17 protein-coding genes are annotated in these 16471 nt (G+C 71.0%); 2 read left to right on the top strand and 15 right to left on the bottom strand.

What is annotated here, in order from left to right:
* Window positions 1–10 precede the first annotated feature (10 nt).
* Window positions 11–2071, bottom strand: coding sequence for an excinuclease ABC subunit UvrC (gene uvrC / locus ACQKQD_RS02315; RefSeq protein WP_427507378.1), 2061 nt, complete (start codon window positions 2069–2071; stop codon window positions 11–13).
* A 74-nt stretch (window positions 2072–2145) separates the two neighbouring features.
* Entirely contained in the window at window positions 2146–2862 is a 717-nt protein-coding gene (locus ACQKQD_RS02320; RefSeq protein ID WP_020090645.1) for a protein phosphatase CheZ, read from the bottom strand.
* A 272-nt stretch (window positions 2863–3134) separates the two neighbouring features.
* Between ACQKQD_RS02320 and ACQKQD_RS02325 the strand changes: the two genes are divergently transcribed.
* The gene (locus ACQKQD_RS02325; protein WP_427507379.1) at window positions 3135–3947 is read left to right on the top strand and encodes a L,D-transpeptidase; all 813 of its coding nucleotides are present in this window, start codon (window positions 3135–3137) and stop codon (window positions 3945–3947) included.
* A 100-nt stretch (window positions 3948–4047) separates the two neighbouring features.
* Here the strand turns inward: ACQKQD_RS02325 and ACQKQD_RS02330 are convergent, their stop codons facing one another.
* From ACQKQD_RS02330 to pgeF, 3 genes are all read right to left on the bottom strand, one after another.
* Window positions 4048–4809 (bottom strand): DUF2076 domain-containing protein, encoded by a 762-nt coding sequence (locus ACQKQD_RS02330; RefSeq protein ID WP_091679149.1) that lies wholly within the window; start codon window positions 4807–4809, stop codon window positions 4048–4050.
* A gap of 197 nt (window positions 4810–5006) precedes the next feature.
* The gene (locus ACQKQD_RS02335) at window positions 5007–5846 is read right to left on the bottom strand and encodes an outer membrane protein (protein ID WP_427507380.1); all 840 of its coding nucleotides are present in this window, start codon (window positions 5844–5846) and stop codon (window positions 5007–5009) included.
* 267 nt (window positions 5847–6113) lie between these two features.
* Window positions 6114–6881 carry a peptidoglycan editing factor PgeF gene (gene pgeF / locus ACQKQD_RS02340; RefSeq protein ID WP_427507464.1) on the bottom strand — a complete coding sequence of 256 codons (768 nt, stop codon included), beginning with the start codon at window positions 6879–6881 and terminating at the stop codon, window positions 6114–6116.
* 144 nt (window positions 6882–7025) lie between these two features.
* Here pgeF and ACQKQD_RS02345 point away from each other — a divergent pair, with 144 nt between their 5' ends.
* Entirely contained in the window at window positions 7026–7217 is a 192-nt protein-coding gene (locus tag ACQKQD_RS02345; protein ID WP_012322302.1) for a hypothetical protein, read from the top strand.
* Window positions 7218–7258: 41 nt separating this feature from the next.
* Here the strand turns inward: ACQKQD_RS02345 and ACQKQD_RS02350 are convergent, their stop codons facing one another.
* From ACQKQD_RS02350 to rpsF, 10 genes are all read right to left on the bottom strand, one after another.
* Window positions 7259–8329 (bottom strand): class I SAM-dependent methyltransferase, encoded by a 1071-nt coding sequence (locus ACQKQD_RS02350; RefSeq protein WP_427507381.1) that lies wholly within the window; start codon window positions 8327–8329, stop codon window positions 7259–7261.
* On the bottom strand, window positions 8326–9228 hold the full coding sequence (gene lgt / locus ACQKQD_RS02355; protein WP_427507382.1) for a prolipoprotein diacylglyceryl transferase: 903 nt from the start codon (window positions 9226–9228) through the stop codon (window positions 8326–8328). Before lgt ends, ACQKQD_RS02350 begins: the two co-directional genes overlap by 4 nt.
* An 82-nt stretch (window positions 9229–9310) precedes the next feature.
* Window positions 9311–10225, bottom strand: coding sequence for a VOC family protein (locus ACQKQD_RS02360; RefSeq protein ID WP_100250678.1), 915 nt, complete (start codon window positions 10223–10225; stop codon window positions 9311–9313).
* Entirely contained in the window at window positions 10222–11124 is a 903-nt protein-coding gene (locus ACQKQD_RS02365) for an SMP-30/gluconolactonase/LRE family protein (RefSeq protein WP_091679136.1), read from the bottom strand. The genes ACQKQD_RS02360 and ACQKQD_RS02365 overlap by 4 nt, the downstream gene beginning before the upstream one ends.
* Before the next feature lie 10 nt (window positions 11125–11134).
* A complete protein-coding gene (locus ACQKQD_RS02370; RefSeq protein ID WP_020090636.1) occupies window positions 11135–11584 on the bottom strand; it encodes a cupin domain-containing protein in 450 nt (149 codons plus the stop codon).
* 226 nt (window positions 11585–11810) lie between these two features.
* Window positions 11811–13298, bottom strand: a complete 1488-nt coding sequence (locus tag ACQKQD_RS02375) for a replicative DNA helicase (RefSeq protein WP_020090635.1) — start codon at window positions 13296–13298, stop codon at window positions 11811–11813.
* 312 nt (window positions 13299–13610) lie between these two features.
* On the bottom strand, window positions 13611–14183 hold the full coding sequence (gene rplI / locus ACQKQD_RS02380; protein ID WP_020090634.1) for a 50S ribosomal protein L9: 573 nt from the start codon (window positions 14181–14183) through the stop codon (window positions 13611–13613).
* Between the two features lie 41 nt (window positions 14184–14224).
* Entirely contained in the window at window positions 14225–15274 is a 1050-nt protein-coding gene (locus ACQKQD_RS02385) for a DUF2232 domain-containing protein (RefSeq protein ID WP_020090633.1), read from the bottom strand.
* A 128-nt stretch (window positions 15275–15402) separates the two neighbouring features.
* Window positions 15403–15654, bottom strand: a complete 252-nt coding sequence (gene rpsR / locus ACQKQD_RS02390; protein WP_007561044.1) for a 30S ribosomal protein S18 — start codon at window positions 15652–15654, stop codon at window positions 15403–15405.
* A gap of 3 nt (window positions 15655–15657) precedes the next feature.
* Window positions 15658–16119, bottom strand: coding sequence for a 30S ribosomal protein S6 (gene rpsF, locus ACQKQD_RS02395; protein ID WP_020090632.1), 462 nt, complete (start codon window positions 16117–16119; stop codon window positions 15658–15660).
* Window positions 16120–16471 lie beyond the last annotated feature (352 nt).

Here is a 16471-nt window from a genome sequence, read left to right on the forward strand (position 1 = left end):
GGCCGGGTTCTCAGGCGCCGGCATGAAAGAAGTCGTAGACCGCCCGCGCGGTAGCGGCGTTCACGCCCGGGGTCTTGGCCAGATCCTCGAAGGCGGCGCGCTCGATCGCCTTCACGGTCCCGAAGTGGTGCAGCAGCGCGCGCTTGCGGCTCGGACCGATGCCGGCGATCTCGTCCAACGGATTCTTCACCATCTCACGCTTCCGCTTGGCCCGATGGCTGCCGATGGCGAAGCGGTGCGCCTCGTCGCGGAGCCGCTGCACGAAGTAGAGCGTCGGGTCGCGCGGCGGAAGCTTGAAGGGTGGCCGGCCGGGCACGAAAAACGTCTCCCGGCCCGCATCCCGGTCGCGGCCCTTGGCGACGCCGACGAGCGGCACGCCCGCCACGCCGACCTCATCCAGCGCCGCCCGCGCGGCGTCGAGCTGGCCCTTGCCGCCGTCGATCAGCACGAGGTCCGGCCAGGCCGGGAACGCCTCGCTCTCCTCGGCCGGCACCGGCTCCGGCACGCCGCCCTCGGCGGCGGCCACGGCCGCCTCGCGCTCCGTGCGCGGCGCCTCCTTCACGAGCCGCTTGAAGCGCCGCTGCAGCACCTCGCGCATCATGCCGTAATCGTCCCCGGGGGTCAGATCCTCGGACTTGATGTTGAACGTGCGGTAATGCGCCTTCATGAAGCCCGTCGGGCCGGCGACGATCATGCCGCCGACCGCGTTCGTGCCCATGATGTGCGAGTTGTCGTACACCTCGATCCGGCGGGGCGCCCCGTCGAGCCCGAAGGCCTGGCCGAGGGCGGCGAGGAGCTTGCCCTGCGAGGCCGTGTCGGCGAGGCGCCGCGCCAGCGCCTCCTTGGCGTTGCGCTGGGCGTAGTCGACGAGGTTCTTCCGCTCGCCGCGGCTCGGCCTGTGAATCTCGACGCGGTACTCCACCCGGCTCGACAGGGCCGCCGCGACCAGCTCCGCGTCCTCGATCGCGTGGCTCGTCAGCACGGTCCGGGGGGCGGGCTTGTCGTCGTAGAACTGGCCGATGAACGAGCCCAGCACCTCGTCGGGTGTCATCGTCCGGTCGGCCTTCGGGAAATAGGCGCGGTTGCCCCAGTTCTGGAAGTTCCGGAAGAAGAACACCTCGATGCAGAACTGGCCGGCCTGCTCGTCCAGCGCGAACACGTCCGCCTCCTCGACGCCCTGGGTGTTGACTCCCTGCACGCCCTGGATCGCCGACAGGGCGGCGATGCGGTCGCGGAACCGGGCGGCGCGCTCGAACTCCATCGCCTCGGACGCCTCCTGCATCTCGGCGCGCATCCGGTCCTTCACGGCGTTCGACTTGCCGGCGAGGAACGCCCGGGCGGAATCCGCCATGGCCGCGTAGTCGTCCGCGGCGATCTCACCGGTGCAGGGGCCGGAGCAGCGCTTGATCTGGTAGAGCAGGCAGGGCCGGGTGCGGTTCTCGTAGTAGCTGTCGGTGCAGGTGCGCAGCAGGAAGGCGCGCTGCAGGGCGTTCACCGTCCGGTTCACCGCCCACACGCTGGCGAACGGGCCGTAATAATTGCCCTTCCGGCGCCGGGCGCCCCGGTGCTTGACGATCTGCGGGGCGGGGCCGTCGTCGGTGACCAGGATGTAGGGGAACGACTTGTCGTCCCGCATCAGCACGTTGAAGCGCGGCTTCAGCTGCTTGATCAGGTTGGCCTCGAGGAGGAGCGCCTCGGTCTCGGTCGCCGTGGTGACGAACTCCATCGCCGCCGTCTGCGAGATCATCCGGGCGATGCGGTTCGAGTGCGCCTGGCCCCGCGCGTAGGAGCCGACCCGCGCCTTCAGGTTCTTGGCCTTGCCGACGTAGAGGACATCGCCGCGATGGTCGAACATCCGGTAGACGCCGGGCGAGGACGGCAGTGTCGACCAGAACCGGCGGATCACCTCGGTTCCGGCCTGGACGGCGCCCGGCTCGAAGTCGAAATCGATCTCCGGCGCCTCCGTGTCGGGGAGGCCGGCTTCCGGCTCGTCGGCGGCCTCGTCCCGCTCGGCGTCGCGGCCGTCGTCGAAGGTGTCGGGGGGCAGGTCTGAGAGGGCTCTGCGGCTCATACCGCAGATCTAAGCGTTCCGGACCGCCAGGGGGACCGGGGCGGCGATAAAAATCGCGCGCCCGGTCGGCTCGATCAGTCGAACAGCGAGTCGATGTCGCTCTGGTCGACGTGGCCGATGTCGTGGTCGAGCTTGGGCCCGTTGAGCAGCGAGCTCTCGTCGTCCAGGGACGTCGGCACCGGCATGACGGTGATGAGCTCCTTGAAGCTGTCGAGTTCCGACCACGTGGCGATGAGCCGGTCGAGATGCTCCTCGATGAACTTCATCACGCTGACGATCTTGGTAATCCGCTGGCCGGTCAGGTCCTGGAAGTTGCAGGCCTCGTAGGCGGTGATCACGCGCTCGAGGATCACGTCGACGTGCTGCTTCGTGCCGGGCGGCAGCGTCGCCGCGTTGAGCATGCCGGCGTGGCTCTCGATCTCCTCGATCGCGCCGAGGAGCTGCGTGGTGGCGCGCTCCGTCGAGTCGACCACCGCGTCGAGCTCGTCGGCCGCCCGGCGCATGCCCTTGCCGGTGTTCTCGGTCCGGTGCAGCGTCGCCAGCTCCGACTTGGTGCGGGTGATCGCCTCCTTCATCACGTCGAGCTCGGTGCGCATCGCCAGCGCCTCGTGCAGCTCGCGGCGGCACGACTCGATGGTCTCGCTCGCGCTCATCTGTGTGACGCGGCGCAAGTCCTGGATGGCGTTGAAGATCTCCTCCAGGCGCTCGCTCGAGGCGGACGCCCCGGGTCCGGGAGGGGGAGCCGCGGGAAGCCCGAGACTGTCTTCGATGCGATAGCGCTTCTGGGTCATCGTCCGGGCGTGAGCGTTCGGGTTCCGTCGCCGCGACTGTCTACCATAACGGTTAGCGGACTGTGACTGCCGAGCTTCTTGCCGCCGGCCCTCTTCGCCCGGGGGCCGAGGGCCCCGGCGGGGCTTAACCGCCGATTCACGCTGGTCGCGACGGGCCGGGGACGGGCCGGGCCGCCCCGGCGATTCACCACGTTCGTTCACCGGATTCGGTAAAATTCGACGGGATCGTTCGCGGGCCGGGAGCACGGGCACCGGCTCGGGAGCATGCGACGATGCGGCGTTCAGTCCGTCTGGGAATGGGGGTGGCCGCGGCCGCGTTCGTGCTGTGCGGCCCCGCCCGGGCGCAGCAGGCGCGCTACGCCGAGGGCGGCTACGGCGGCGGCCTGATCGAGTATCTCGTCACCGGCAGTGCCGGCGGCGCGCCCGGGCGCGGCTGGCCGCAGCGCGCGGCGCCGCAGCAGCGCGTCGCGGCCTATTCCGGCGAGCTGGTGCCGGTCGAGCCGGAGCCGGCGCAAGGTTACGGGCAGGCGTACGGGCAGGCTTACGGCCAGCCCTATGGCCAGCCCTATGGCCAGGCCTCCGGCGCCCCTCAGCCCTACGGTGCGCCCCAGGGAGATCCGGGCCGGATCGGCCGCGCGGTCTCGCCGGAGTACCAGCGCCAGGAAGTGGCCTTCACGGGGCGGCAGAAGCCCGGAACGATCGTGATCGACACCGCGGGAAAGCATCTCTACCTGGTGCAGGCCGGGCAGCGCGCCCTGCGCTACGGGATCGGCGTCGGCCGCCCCGGTTTCGCCTGGAGCGGGCTGAAGACGGTCAGCCGCAAGGCGGAGTGGCCGGACTGGACGCCGCCGGCCGAGATGCTGGCCCGCCGTCCCGACCTGCCGCGCCACATGGCCGGCGGCCCGGAGAACCCGCTGGGCGCCCGCGCCCTCTACCTGGGATCGTCGCTCTACCGGATCCACGGGACGAACGAGCCCAACACGATCGGGCAGTCGGTCTCGTCGGGGTGCATCCGCATGATGAACGACGACGTCATCGATCTCTACGAGCGCGTGCCGGTGGGGACGCGGGTCGAGGTCCTCTGAGCGGCCGACGCGGCCCCGGTCGCGGATCGGACCTTCCGGATACGAGAAAGGCCCGGCCGCGCCTGACGCGACCGGGCCTTCCGCTGCGTCTCAGGGACGATCAGGTCCAGTCGCTGTCGTCGCCGCCGCCGAGGTCGCCGCCGAAATCACCGCCCGGATCGCTGTAGCCGGCGTCCTGGAAGCTGCCCATGTCGCCGCCGCTGTTGTCGAGGGCCGAGCCGAGATCCTGGTTGCCGCCGCCGTCGCCGTAGTAGTTGTTGACGACGGTCTCGCCCCCGCCGCCGAGACCGGCGGCCGCGGCGCTGCCGAGGCTCGAATGGCCGCCCGCGAAGGCGTTCGACAGGGCGCTGCCGAGGAGCATGCCGCCCGCAGCGCCGGCCGCCATGGGCAGGGCCGTCGCCATGAAGCCGCCGCCGCGCGCCGGCGCCTGGGGCTGGCCGCCCCACGGGCCGCCCTGCTGCTGCGGGTAGCCGCCCTGCTGCGGGTAGCCCTGCTGCGGGTAACCCTGCGGCGGGCCGCCCTGATTGCCCCAGGGCTGGCCGCCCGGACGCGGCTGCCCGTAGCCGGGCTGGGGCTCCTGGCGCTGCTGGCTGCCGCCGCCGAAGATGCTCGACAGGAAGCCGCCGCCCCCGGAGGACTGGGCCGGAGCCGCCTGGCTACGAGCTTGCTCCAGCTGCTGGTTGAGGCTCTTGATCGCCTCTTCCTGCACGTAGATCAGCTGCGCCATCGCGTAGGGCGCGTAGGGCTGCGCGCGGAGCTTGTCGGCGATGAAGCGCTCCGCCTCCGCGTCGCGGGGCTGGGTCTGCGCCTGCTCCAGCCGCTGGAAGATTCCCGAAATGACGTCGCGTTCTTCGCTGTTCATGGAGTCGTCCTCCTCGAATCTCACCCGCGGGCCCGAACGCGCCGCATGGCAGCTAGGACATGGGTGCGCGGCGACGCTTTGTCAGGGGGATTGCGAAAACTTCATCCGCCTATCCCGAAACGCGAGAAGCCCGACCTGCCGGCCGGGCTTCCTGCATGCCGAGTGGGGGGCGCGGCCGCGGCCGCGCCGACGCGATCCTAGAACGTGCCGAACTTGTAGTTCAGGCCGGCGCGGACGACGGCGAACTGGTCGTCGCGGCGGCCGACGCCGCTGTAGACGACCGGGAAGTTGTTGGCGGCGTTGATGACGAACGCGCCCTGGTTGCGGGTGCCGCGGTCGAGGTTGACGTACAGGCCTTCGACCTTGAGCGTGACGGCCGAGGAGCGGAAGAAGTTCAGGAACGAGTCGGTGGGCAGGGCGTACTCGATGCCGCCGCCGGCGGCCCAGCCGGTGCGGAAGCTGTCGTTGCCGGCGAAGCCACCGAAGGAGCGGTCGGCGCTGCCCGAGCCGTAGGCGAAGCCGCCGGTGCCGTACACGAGGGTGCGGTCGAAGGCGTAGCCGAGGCGGCCGCGGACGGTGCCGAAGAAGTCGAGGCTGGAGAGGCCGCGCGGGTCGGTGACGTAGTAGCCGGGGGCCAGCGCGCCGGAGATGAAGGCGCTGTTCCGGCTGCGGCCGAAGTCGAGGTACTGGGCGTCGGCCTCGAAGCCGATCACGACACCGGAGCCCGGGGTAAACTGGTAGTTGTAGCCGATCTGACCACCGCCGGAGAAGCCGTCCTGGCTGCGGTTGCGGAAGGAGGCGACGGTGCCGGGGGCGGCGTAGGGGAAGGGGACGGCGAAGGTGTTGCCGGTGTTGCGGTCGCTGGCGTCGAAGGCGTAGCCGGCGTTGATACCGAAGTAGGCGCCGGTCCAGGTGAAGACCGGGACGGGGGTGAACACCGGCGGCGGGGCGGCGCGGCGTGGCAGGTCGGCGGCGAAGGCCGAACCCGCGAAGGCGACGCCCGCGAGGGCCGTGGTCACACGGAGTATGGATTTCATGATCTGGTCCTCACTGGTGGTCCGCGCCGTCCCACGGGCGGACGGTTGCGGAACCGGATCTGGCTGCGTTCCAGCGGTTCCAGGGTTGCTTTGCGCTCCGCGGTGTCGCCGACCGCTCTCGCGGCCCCTTGTGGCAACCCGCCGTTTTCCCCGGCACCTTGACCCCTAAACGCGGTCGAATGGCCAAGGTTCATTTACGGCTACGCTTTTTTTCGGGCCGAGGATCGACAAAGTGTCGCAGCCCCTTTCCGAGGTCGCACTGGCTCGTCAGGGCACCAGCGTGATCGCGGAGATCAGGCGGCCGTAATCCGCCTCGCCGCGATGCGTGGTCCGCCGGTAGCTGTAGAACCGCTCCGGATCGGCGTAGGTGCAGAGATTGAGTGCGGTGGCCTCGCCGATCTCGGCCTCGCCGAGCCGGGCCAGGATGAAGCCCGGAAGATCGAACTGGGCGTGCCCCGGCCGCGCGCCGGGGCCGAGGAAGCGCTCCATGCCGGGGGCATCGCTCCCGAAGCGCGCGACGAAGTCCGGACCGACCTCGTAGGAGGCCTGACCGATCGTCGGTCCCAGGACGGCGACGATGCGGCTGCGCCGCGCCCCGAGCGCCTCCATCGCCGACACGGTCGCGCCGATCACGCCGGTGAGCGCACCCTTCCAGCCGGCATGGGCGGCGCCGACGACGCCGTTCTCGGGATCCGCGAACAGGATCGGCCCGCAATCCGCGGTGGCGATGCCGAGCGCCAGGCCCGGAACCCGCGTCACCATGGCGTCGGCCTTCGGCCGCTCCGCCGCGAAGGGGGCCTCGACGGTGACCACGTCGGCCGAGTGGACCTGATACAGGCTCACCAGCCGGTCCCGCGTCAGGCCGAGCTGCGCGCACATCCGCGCCCGGTTCTCGGCGACGCGCTCCGGCGCGTCCTGGGAGCCGAGGCCGCCGTTGAGCGACGCGTACAGGCCCTCGGAGACCCCGCCGACGCGGGTGAAGAAGGCGTGGCGCACGCCCGCATGGGCGGAGAGTTCCGGCGCCTCGATGAACATGCCTGCGGTCACGGTCGGCCTCGCGCTTGCCCCTGTCGCGCCCCGATAGCGCAAGGGCGGACCCTTGACGATGTCGTTCAACCGTCAGATTCTTGCTGCATTGCAGTACGGAGCCGATCCGGCCCCGCCTTGAGAAGGATCGCGATGTCACGAGGGATCGAGACCGACGCCCTGCCCGAGACGCCCGAGGCCGAAGAGCCCCGGATTCCGAGCGCGCCTGCCCACCCCGTCACGGGAGAGCCCGCCGCCTTCGACCCGACCGACCTCAACCCGCCCGCGCCGCCGACTCCGCGGCCCGCCAGCCAGACCGATTCCGGCTTCGGCTCCTTCGGCTGAGAGTAGCCGGCCCGTACGGGGCCGCGCATCGACCCGGCGGCTCAGAGCCCCGGAAATCCCGGGAGCGGCCCGACGGACGGGCCGCTCACCGCCAGCACCTTGAACAGGCTTCCCATCCCGCCCCGGGCCGGATCGGTCAGGCGCGCGGCCGCAGCGTCGATCGCGGCGGCCTGCGCGGGGCTCGCCCGTGCCTTCAGACGCTCGGCACGGGACCCGAGTCCGAGGGCGGCCAGGAAGTCGCCCTGATCGACGGGGCCGTGGATCGCGGCGCCCTCGGCCCGCGCCGCCTGGGCGAGGGCGGCGAAATCGACGTGATGCGTCAGGTCCGCCTCGCCGGGCTCCGCCAGCGGGTCGGCGAAGCGATGTCCCGCCAGCGCCTGGAGGGTGTCGCCGAAGCCCGGGCGGACATGGCCGTAATCGATGGTCAGCAGGGCGCCGCCTTCGGAACACAGCCGCCGCGCCAGCGCGCGGATCAGCGCGAGGCCGGCCGCCGGCACGCTCATCAGCGCGCCGTCCGGGCCGTCCGCCGCGAGGCCCGGGACCGGCTCCGGCGACAGGCCGAAAGCGAGGCCGCCCGCCGGATCGAGACCGACCTGCCGCTCGTGCCAGCCCGACGGCCGGCGCTCGAACTGGCGCACCGGCAGGCAGTCGAAGAACTCGTTGGCCAGGATGATCGCAGGCCCCTCGGGCAGCGTCTCGACGCTGTCGTGCCACGCGGCACCGGTCCCGGCGAGGGCGCGCGCCTGCGCGGCCCGCAGCACCGGGCTCGTCTCGACGAGGTGCGGTGCCACGCGCACGCCCGGGAGCGCTGCCCGCAACGCGCGCAGCGCGTCCGCCATCAGCGTGCCGCGGCCGGGCCCCAGCTCCACCAAGAGGAGCGGATCCGGCGACCCGATCGGGCCGCGGACGTAGGCTGTCCAGGCACCGAGCAGTTCGCCGAACATCTGGCTGATCTCGGGCGCGGTGGTGAAGTCGCCCTGAGCGCCCAGGGGATCGCGGGTGCGGTAGTAGCCGTGGACCGGATGGCCGAGGCAGAGGGCCATGTAGCGGTCGACGCCGATCGGCCCGTTCTGCCGGATCAGCGCCGCGATCTCGGTTCCGAGAGGTGTCACGCCTCGACGGCCGCCTTGCGGGCGGCCTCGGCGGCCGGCGCTTCCACCGGATGGCGGGGCCGTGTCCGGCCGGTCGCGGCCAGCACGATGTAGGTCAGGCCGACGATCATCATCGGCACGCACAGCAGCATGCCCATGGTCACGCCGCCGCCCATCGGACCGAGATGGTCGCCGAACAGGAAGCCGAGCTGGCGATCCGGCTCGCGGAAGAACTCGCAGACGGTCCGGGCCAGCGCGTAGCCGAGGACGAAGATGCCGCCGAGGAGCCCGGGCTTGCGGAACCCGAACCGGCGGACGCTGAGCGCCATCACGATGAACAGCAGCAGGCCCTCGGTGGCGGCCTCGTAGAGCTGGCTCGGGTGGCGCGGCAGCGGGCCGCCGCTCGGGAACACGATCGCGTAGGGGAAGTCTGGCGCCACGCGGCCCCAGAGCTCGCCGTTCACGAAATTGGCGATCCGGCCGAAGAACAGGCCGATCGGCACCACCACGGCGCCGATATCGAGGAGCGTGTAGGCGTTGAGACCTTTCCCGCGGGCGAACAGCACGAAGGCCAGGATGGCCCCGATGAAACCGCCGTGGAACGACATGCCGCCGTTGCGGATCGCCAGGATCTCCCACGGATCGGCGATGTACATCGGCAGATTGTAGAACAGCACGTAGCCGATCCGCCCGCCGAGCACGACGCCGAGCGCCACCCAGACGACGAGGTCGTCGATGTCGACGACCTGCGGGCGCTTCACCACGCCCCAGAGGCTGTCGGCCATGACGAGGCGGCGCGCGTAGTACCAGCCGCCGATCAGGCCGGCGATGTAGGCGAGCGCGTACCATTTGATCGTGATCGGCCCGATCGCGATCGCCACCGGATCGATGGCCGGAAAGGGCAGGGCGAGGAGCGGCATCTAACTCACCTCCGGGGCGGCCGGATTGGACGCCGGAGGGGCGACGCGTCAAGCCCGGGCGCACGCTCCCGGAACGGAGGCCTCAGCCGCGCACGAACAAGAAGCCGTGTCCGTCCGGGCCGGCGCAGTAGGCCGCCGCGCCGTCGGCGGAGGTCCGCGGCGTTCGCCCGCTCTCGCGCAGGCGCCGCGACAGGGCCCGCGGATCCGCTGCGGTGAACAGGTAGCGGGTGGCGGCCCGGTCGGCGGGCTCGACGACGAGCCGCCGCTCTGTCGCGGGCGTGCGGTAATGCAGGAGCTCCACGTGCGGCAAGGGGTCCGGCGGCGCCAGGGCGATCACGTCGACCTGCGGATCGTCGACGCCGTCGAGGCGCGCCTGCTCCGGCCCGCGGTTCAGGCCGCGCTCCGCCACCGCCAGCCCGAGGGGGCCGGTCAGGAAGGCCAGGGTGGCGTCGAGGTCGGTGACGGTGATCGCCGAGTGATCGATCCCCAGGAACAGGCCCGGCGCGTCGCGCCAGCGGGCGGCCGCGGGACCGTCGGGGAAGAAGATCAGCTCCAGGGGATGCCCGTCGGGGTCGCGGAACTTGTAGGCGGTCACCCCCCCCGTGGAGGCCGGCAGGCGCTGCGGCCCGCCGCGGCTGATCGGCGTCGGGGCGAGGCGTGCCAGTCGCGCGGCCGCGGCTTCCATGTCGCGGACCGGGATCGCGAGGTGCTGGAAGAACGGGTCGGTCGCCGCGGGATCGGTTGGGTAGGGCGCGCCGGGCGGATCGACCGCCAGGAAGGTCACGGTCTGCCCGCCGAGGCGCATGCGCAGCTGGGTGGCGCGCCGGTCCGCGAGCCCCATCACCTCCGCCTGCGCGGCGGGAACCGGCTCCGGCGGGGCGGCCCGCGCGAAGCCGAGCCCGTCTTGGTAGAAGGCCTCCGTGACGGCGAGGTCCGCGACCGTGCGGCCGAACCCCGCGAGGGCCCGCACGCCGCCCTCGGGAGCGGTGCCGCTCACAGGAGCGGCGCTCCCCGCACGTTCACGTAGATCGCGTAGAGCGCCTGCGAGGCGCACAGGAACAGGCGGCTGTCGTTGCGTCCGCCGAAGGTGAGGTTGGCGACCGTCGCGGGCACGAAAATCTTGCCGACCAGCTCGCCGCCGGGGTCGATGCAGTGGACCCCGTCCCCGGCGCTCGACCAGACATTGCCGTGCTCGTCGCACCGGATGCCGTCGGCGTTACCGGGCGCGATCCGGCAGAACACGTCGCCGCCCGACAGGCTTCCGTCCTCGGCCACGTCGAAGACGCGCACGTGCTGGAGCGGATCGGTGTCGAACTGCAGCCCGGTCTCGACGATGTAGAGCCTGCGCTCGTCGGGCGAGAAGCAGAGCCCGTTCGGCCCCTGGAAGTCGTCGGCCACCACCCGCAGCGAGCCGTCGCGCGGATCGAAGCGGTAGACGGCGGCGGGCAGCTCGGATTCCTGCTTGCCGCCCTCGTAGTCGGTCTGGATGCCGTAGGGCGGGTCCGAGAACCAGATCGTCCCGTCCGACTTGCAGACGATGTCGTTGGGCGAGTTCAGGCGTCGCCCCCGGTAATGCTCGACCAGGCCGGTGACCCGCCCGTCGAGCTCGGTCCGATTGATGCGCCGGCCGCGGTGCGAGCAGGACAGCATCCGCCCCTGGCGGTCGCGGGCGTGACCGTTCTCGAAGTCGCTCGCCTCGCGGTAGACGCTCAGGCCGGCGGATTCCGACCAGCGCATCACCCGGTTGTTGGGGAGATCCGAGAACAGGAGCTCGTCGCGGTCGCCGAACCAGACCGGGCCCTCGGTCCAGCGGAACCCGTCCGCGAGCTTCTGCAGCGGCGCGTTCGGCAGGATGTAGGCCTTGAAGCGCGGCTGCGTGAGTTCGAAGTCGTCCATGGAACCGCCCCTACTTGAAGCGGCCGGGCTGATTGACGGTCGGCTCGACCTGGAGCCCGGTCACGATCATCGTGCAGGGCTCGTCGCCCACCGTGCCGGACAGGTGGCCCTTCCGGCCGTCGCGCGCCTTCGTGTTCTGGTCCTCGCCCATCATCAGCTCGCCCGGGCCCATCTCGACCCGGTGGCCGTCCATCGTCTCGACGAACCAGCGGCCCGACAGGACGGCGATCCATTGCGGCCGCGGATTCTCGTGCCACTCACCGACCCAGCCGACCGGCAGGACCGTGAAGGTCACGACCGACGGCGCCGGGTCCATCTTGTCGTTCCACTGCGGCGCGGTCTCGGGGTTGATCCCCTCGAACTTGAACCGCTCGAGGTGGAACAGCTCCTGGCGGCTCACACCCTCCGCATCGGTGTAGACGTGCCAGTACGGCATCTTCGGAGGGGTCGGCTCGCTCATCGTCGCTCCTGCCGCGGCGGGACACACCCTCCCACAACGGCCGGGCTTGGCGATGGTTCGCGGCTCCCGACGAAGGCCAGAACGACCGGGACATCGCTCCGAGTCCCGGTCAGCAAAGCTCCTCACCGTCCTTGCGAGCGCAGCGAAGCAATCCAGCCGGCGCCACACTCGGCGATCGCGCGCCGGCCCGGCTCGCCTCGCCGCGCTCGCGATGACGGCGCGACGCTCACATCTGCTCGGGGATCCGGTCCGTCTGCGCGAGGTTCGAGAACCGGGTGATGTTCGCGTCGAACTGCAGCTCCACGGTGCCGGTGGGGCCGTGACGCTGCTTGCCGAGGATCACCTCGGCCTTGCCGTGGACGCGCTGCATCTCGGCCTCCCAGGCGAAGAACTCCTCCGTGCCCTCGCGCGGCTTCTTGTTCCCGACGTAGTACTCCTCGCGGAACACGAACATGACGACGTCGGCGTCCTGCTCGATCGAGCCCGATTCGCGCAGGTCGGCGAGCTGCGGGCGCTTGTCGTCGCGGTTCTCCACCTGACGGGAGAGCTGGGACAGGCCGATGATCGGCACCGCCAGCTCCTTGGCGAGCGCCTTCATGCCCGTGGTGATCTCGGTCATCTCCTGCACGCGGTTGTCGCTGCGCTTGCCGGAGCCCGACAGCAGCTGGAGGTAATCGACGATCAGCAGGTCGAGCCCCTTCTGGCGCTTCAGGCGCCGGGCTCGGGCGGCGAGCTGGGCGATCGAGATGCCGCCGCTCTGGTCGATGTAGAACGGGATCGTCTGCATGTCCCGGGCGGCGTCGGTGATCTTGTAGAAATCTTCCGGACGGATGTCGCCGCGGCGGATCTTGTAGGAGGGCACGCCCGACTGCTCGGCGATGATGCGGGTCGCGAGCTGCTCGGCCGACATTTCCAGCGAGAAGAAGCCCACGATGCCGCCGTTCACGGTCCGGGTCGTGCCGTCCGGCTGCTTCTCGCCGCGATAGGCCTTGGCGATGTTGAAGGCGATGTTGGTCACCAGCGAGGTCTTGCCCATAGCCGGGCGCCCCGCGAGGATGATCAGATCGGAGGGCTGCAGGCCGCCCATCTTGGCGTCGAGGTCGGACAGTCCCGTCGCGATGCCCGAGAGCTTGCCGTCGCGCTGGTAGGCCTTGGCGGCCATGTCGACCGCGGCGGTCAGCGCGTCCGAGAATTTCTGGAAGCCGCCGTCGTAGCGTCCGGCCTCGGCCAGCTCGTAGAGCCGGCGCTCGGTCTCCTCGATCTGGTCCCGGGGCGCCTGCTCCACCGGCGCCTCGTAGGCGCCGTTCACCAGATCCTCGCCGATGGTGATCAGCCGGCGGCGGATGGCGAGGTCGTAGATCGTGCGGCCGTACTCGCCGGCGTTGATCACCGTCGTCGCGTCGGCGGCGAGGCGCGCGAGGTACTGCATCACCGTCTGGCCGCCGAAATCGGCGTCGCCCAGATAGGTCTTCATGGTGATGGGCGTGGCGAGCTTGCCGGCCTTGATCAGGGAGGCCGCCACCGTGAAGATCTGCTGGTGGGCATCCTCCATGAAGTGCTCGGCCAGCAGGAAGTCCGACACCCGGTAATAGGCGTCGTTGTTCACCAGGATCGCGCCCAGCAGCGCCTGCTCCGCGTCGATGTTGTGCGGGGCGACGCGGTACTCGGCCTGGACCGCTTCGAGCTTGGCCGTGAGCGCATTGGGCAAGGCCATCGGCGGACGACTCCGTATCAGGCGCCGCGGCGGGCGCGCCAGGATCACACCGCACGACCTTGGCGCCGGTATGGTTACCGAAGCCTAGCCGACGGCCGGTTCTCCCGGGCCGGGGCGCGGAAAAGCGGACGCCCGCCGACTCTCGCGAGGGGCGGGCGTCCATGCTGGAACAAAACTGGAACGTGTCAAGTCTCGGGGACCATCATCCCCAGTGTTCACCGGTATACACGGCGGGGTCGGCCTCGCGGCTCGGCCACGCCGCCGCAGGCTTGACCGGCCGGTTGGCCGGCCGGTCAAGCCTGCAAACGGGGATCAGCCGCGGTCGTCGGCGCCCTCGCCGGCATCGGCCAGCGCCTGACCGACCTCGAGGCCGAGGTCGTCGAGGTTGAACGCCTCGCGCTCGGTCACCGACTCGCCGCGGGCCTGACGCTCGGCCTCCTCGGGGCTGCGGGCGACGTTGACGGTGATCTCCACCTCGACCTCGGGGTGCAGCACCACCGGGACCGTGTGCAGGCCCAGCGTCTTGATCGGCTGGTTCAGGGTGAACTGACCGCGATCGACCGTGAAGCCCTCCTTCGCGACGACCTCGGCGAGGTCGCGGGTCGAGACCGAGCCGTAGAGAACGCCGGTCTCGCCGGACTGACGGATGAGGACGAAGCTCTGGCCGTTCAGCTTCTCGGCGACGACCTCGGCGTCCTTCTTGCGGTCGAGGTTGCGGGCCTCGAGCTGGGCGCGCTGGGCCTCGAAGTGCTTCTTGTTGGCTTCCGTCGCGCGCAGGGCCTTGCCGCGGGCGAGCAGGAAGTTGCGGGCGAAGCCCGGACGGACATTCACGGTCTCGCCCATCTGGCCCAGCTTGGCCACGCGCTCGAGCAGGATCACTTCCATGGTCTTTCTCCTTCAGGTGTTCGGCCACGCGGGCCGGGGTCTCACGGCGCCGGATCGCCCTTGGGGCGTCGGCGGTCGAGGGCTGTGTCGGCGAGGCCGAACAGGGTCAGGGCGACCAGGGCGATGCCCTGGGTCACGAACAGGATCAGGTACATGCCGAACAGCATGAGCCCGCGCCCCGGCCGGCCGCGGGAGCGGTCGTGGAAGGCGGCGAGTCCCTGGAGGGCGAAGGCGGCGCTGAACGCGCCGAGCAGCGCGACCCCGAACACGCCGACATAGCCGGGCGCGAAGCACATCCCGACGGCCGCCGCGACCGCCACGAGCGTGCTGCGCGGCATGGCGGTGGAGGGGATGTCGGGCCAGGGCCGCGGCAGGCGGCCGGAGATCTTCACGATCCGGGCCGACGCCCAGAGGTAGAAGGCCAGCAGCAGGGCGAGGCCGTTCGCCGCGAAGGCGGGCACGACGCGGGCGAGGGCGTCCGCCACCTCGGCCCGCGTCACGTCCGCCGGGTCGGCGTCGGCCTGCGGGGCCGGACCGGGCGTCGCCGCCCCGTCCTTGCCGCCCGCCTCGCCGCCGGTCGAGGGCGCGTCGGCGCGCGGGGCATCTGCGCGCGGGGTCTCGGGGGACGGGCGGGCGGAGGGCAGCCGCGTCTGGACCAGGGTCTGGGCGAGCCCGCGCAGCTGCGCGTCGAAGGCGGCGTGGTTCGGCGACGACAGGACCGCGATGGCGATGAAGGCGAGGGCGGCCGTGGCGGCGATCCAGCCGAGCAGGCGGCCGGTCGGGTACCATTCGAGGCCGGCGGGCGTCTCGCGCCCGAGGAGCGCGAGGTAGGCGAGCCACCAGGCGGGCAGGGCGATGTAGGCCGCGAAGGCCAGTCCCAGGAAGGGCGCGATCACCAGGACCAGCGCGAGGCTGCCGGCGGCGGCCGCGGCGAGCGCGGCCTTGTGGCTCCAGCCCAGGCCGACGATCAGGATCGGCAGCGGCGCCACGAGGTAGAGCAGGATCGCGAGCGGCGTCGCCTTCAGCAGCACCCCGAACAGGAGTGCGGAGACGAGGCCCGCGCCGATACCGATGCCGATGTGCTGTGCCATGAATTCCGCTGTCCCGCTGCCGGTACGGCAGGGTTAGAGGCGGCTACGCGCCCCAACGATCGGGCGGCGCGAGCCGCCCTCTGGGAGGGCCGGCCCGGGCAGATGCCGGGCCGGCGGGTTCTGATGGCCTACTTGATCACGTAGGGCAGCAGGCCGAGGAAGCGGGCGCGCTTGATCGCCTGGGCGAGCTCGCGCTGCTTCTTGGCCGAGACCGCGGTGATCCGCGACGGCACGATCTTGCCGCGCTCGGACACGTAGCGGGACAGGAGCTTGACGTCCTTGTAGTCGATCTTCGGCGCGTTCGCGCCGGAGAACGGGCAGGTCTTGCGACGACGGAAGAAGGGACGGCGTCCGCCGCCCGCACCAGCACCGAATGCCATGGGTTAGCCCTCCCCGCCGAAGCTGCGCTCGCCGCGGTCACCGCGATCGCCGCGGTCACCACGGTCGCCGCCGAAGCCGCCACCGCCGAAGCCCTCGTCATCGCGACGACGGCCGCGCTCGCGATCCTTGCGGTCGTCGCGGTCGCGCTTCTGCATCATGGCGGACGGCTCGGAATCGAGCTCCTCGACCCGGATGGTCATGAAGCGCAGCACGTCCTCGGAGATCTGCATCTGGCGCTCCATCTCGGCGATGGCGGCCGGCGGGGCGTCGATGTTGAGGAGGGCGAAGTGCGCCTTGCGGTTCTTCTTGATCCGGTAGGCGAGGGACTTCACGCCCCACATCTCGATCTTCTCGAGACGGCCACCGTTCTGCTCGATCACACCCTTGTAGGTGTCGATCATCGTCTCGACCTGCTGGGACGTCACGTCCTGGCGGGCCAAGAGCACATGCTCGTAGAGAGGCATTGTCGGGCCTTTCATCGTCAAAAGGAGCCCGGCCGCCGGAAGGCGGCTGATTCGGGCCGGTTCATCTCGCGCTACGCTCGGCGCCAAGCCCTTCGAGCCGATTTTCAGGCCCGAGCGGTTGATCGAAGGCGGAGACACCGGACGACGGGATCTGGGAGAGCCCTGTGCCGCGAGCGGCACCGTCCGTTCAGCCCCCGGCCGGAGCGAACGCGAGGGGCGGCGCATAGTCGGTTTTTCGCGACCTGGCAAGGTCGTGGCAAGGTCGCGTCGTGGGTCGCGGCTTGGGTGGCGGGCCCGAACTCCCCGCGGCCGCGGGGATCGGGCCGCGCGTCCCGTGCCGGGCCCTGCCGGG

Source organism: Methylobacterium sp. NPDC080182 (assembly GCF_050281105.1).
Taxonomy (GTDB): domain Bacteria; phylum Pseudomonadota; class Alphaproteobacteria; order Rhizobiales; family Beijerinckiaceae; genus Methylobacterium.

Bases quoted from the DNA above. Each gene is read 5' to 3' on its own strand.
- ACQKQD_RS02375 (WP_020090635.1), bottom strand. From the start codon at position 13,298: ATGGCCTTGCCCAATGCGCTCACGGCCAAGCTCGAAGCGGTCCAGGCC.
- pgeF (WP_427507464.1), bottom strand. From the start codon at position 6,881: ATGTTCATCGAGGCGCCGGAACTCTCCGCCCATGCGGGCGTGCGCCAC.
- ACQKQD_RS02385 (WP_020090633.1), bottom strand. From the start codon at position 15,274: ATGGCACAGCACATCGGCATCGGTATCGGCGCGGGCCTCGTCTCCGCA.
- ACQKQD_RS02365 (WP_091679136.1), bottom strand. From the start codon at position 11,124: ATGGACGACTTCGAACTCACGCAGCCGCGCTTCAAGGCCTACATCCTG.
- rpsF (WP_020090632.1), bottom strand. From the start codon at position 16,119: ATGCCTCTCTACGAGCATGTGCTCTTGGCCCGCCAGGACGTGACGTCC.
- ACQKQD_RS02320 (WP_020090645.1), bottom strand. From the start codon at position 2,862: ATGACCCAGAAGCGCTATCGCATCGAAGACAGTCTCGGGCTTCCCGCG.
- ACQKQD_RS02345 (WP_012322302.1), top strand. From the start codon at position 7,026: ATGTCACGAGGGATCGAGACCGACGCCCTGCCCGAGACGCCCGAGGCC.
- lgt (WP_427507382.1), bottom strand. From the start codon at position 9,228: ATGCCGCTCCTCGCCCTGCCCTTTCCGGCCATCGATCCGGTGGCGATC.
- ACQKQD_RS02330 (WP_091679149.1), bottom strand. From the start codon at position 4,809: ATGAACAGCGAAGAACGCGACGTCATTTCGGGAATCTTCCAGCGGCTG.
- uvrC (WP_427507378.1), bottom strand. From the start codon at position 2,071: ATGAGCCGCAGAGCCCTCTCAGACCTGCCCCCCGACACCTTCGACGAC.
- rplI (WP_020090634.1), bottom strand. From the start codon at position 14,183: ATGGAAGTGATCCTGCTCGAGCGCGTGGCCAAGCTGGGCCAGATGGGC.
- ACQKQD_RS02335 (WP_427507380.1), bottom strand. From the start codon at position 5,846: ATGAAATCCATACTCCGTGTGACCACGGCCCTCGCGGGCGTCGCCTTC.
- ACQKQD_RS02325 (WP_427507379.1), top strand. From the start codon at position 3,135: ATGCGGCGTTCAGTCCGTCTGGGAATGGGGGTGGCCGCGGCCGCGTTC.
- rpsR (WP_007561044.1), bottom strand. From the start codon at position 15,654: ATGGCATTCGGTGCTGGTGCGGGCGGCGGACGCCGTCCCTTCTTCCGT.
- ACQKQD_RS02370 (WP_020090636.1), bottom strand. From the start codon at position 11,584: ATGAGCGAGCCGACCCCTCCGAAGATGCCGTACTGGCACGTCTACACC.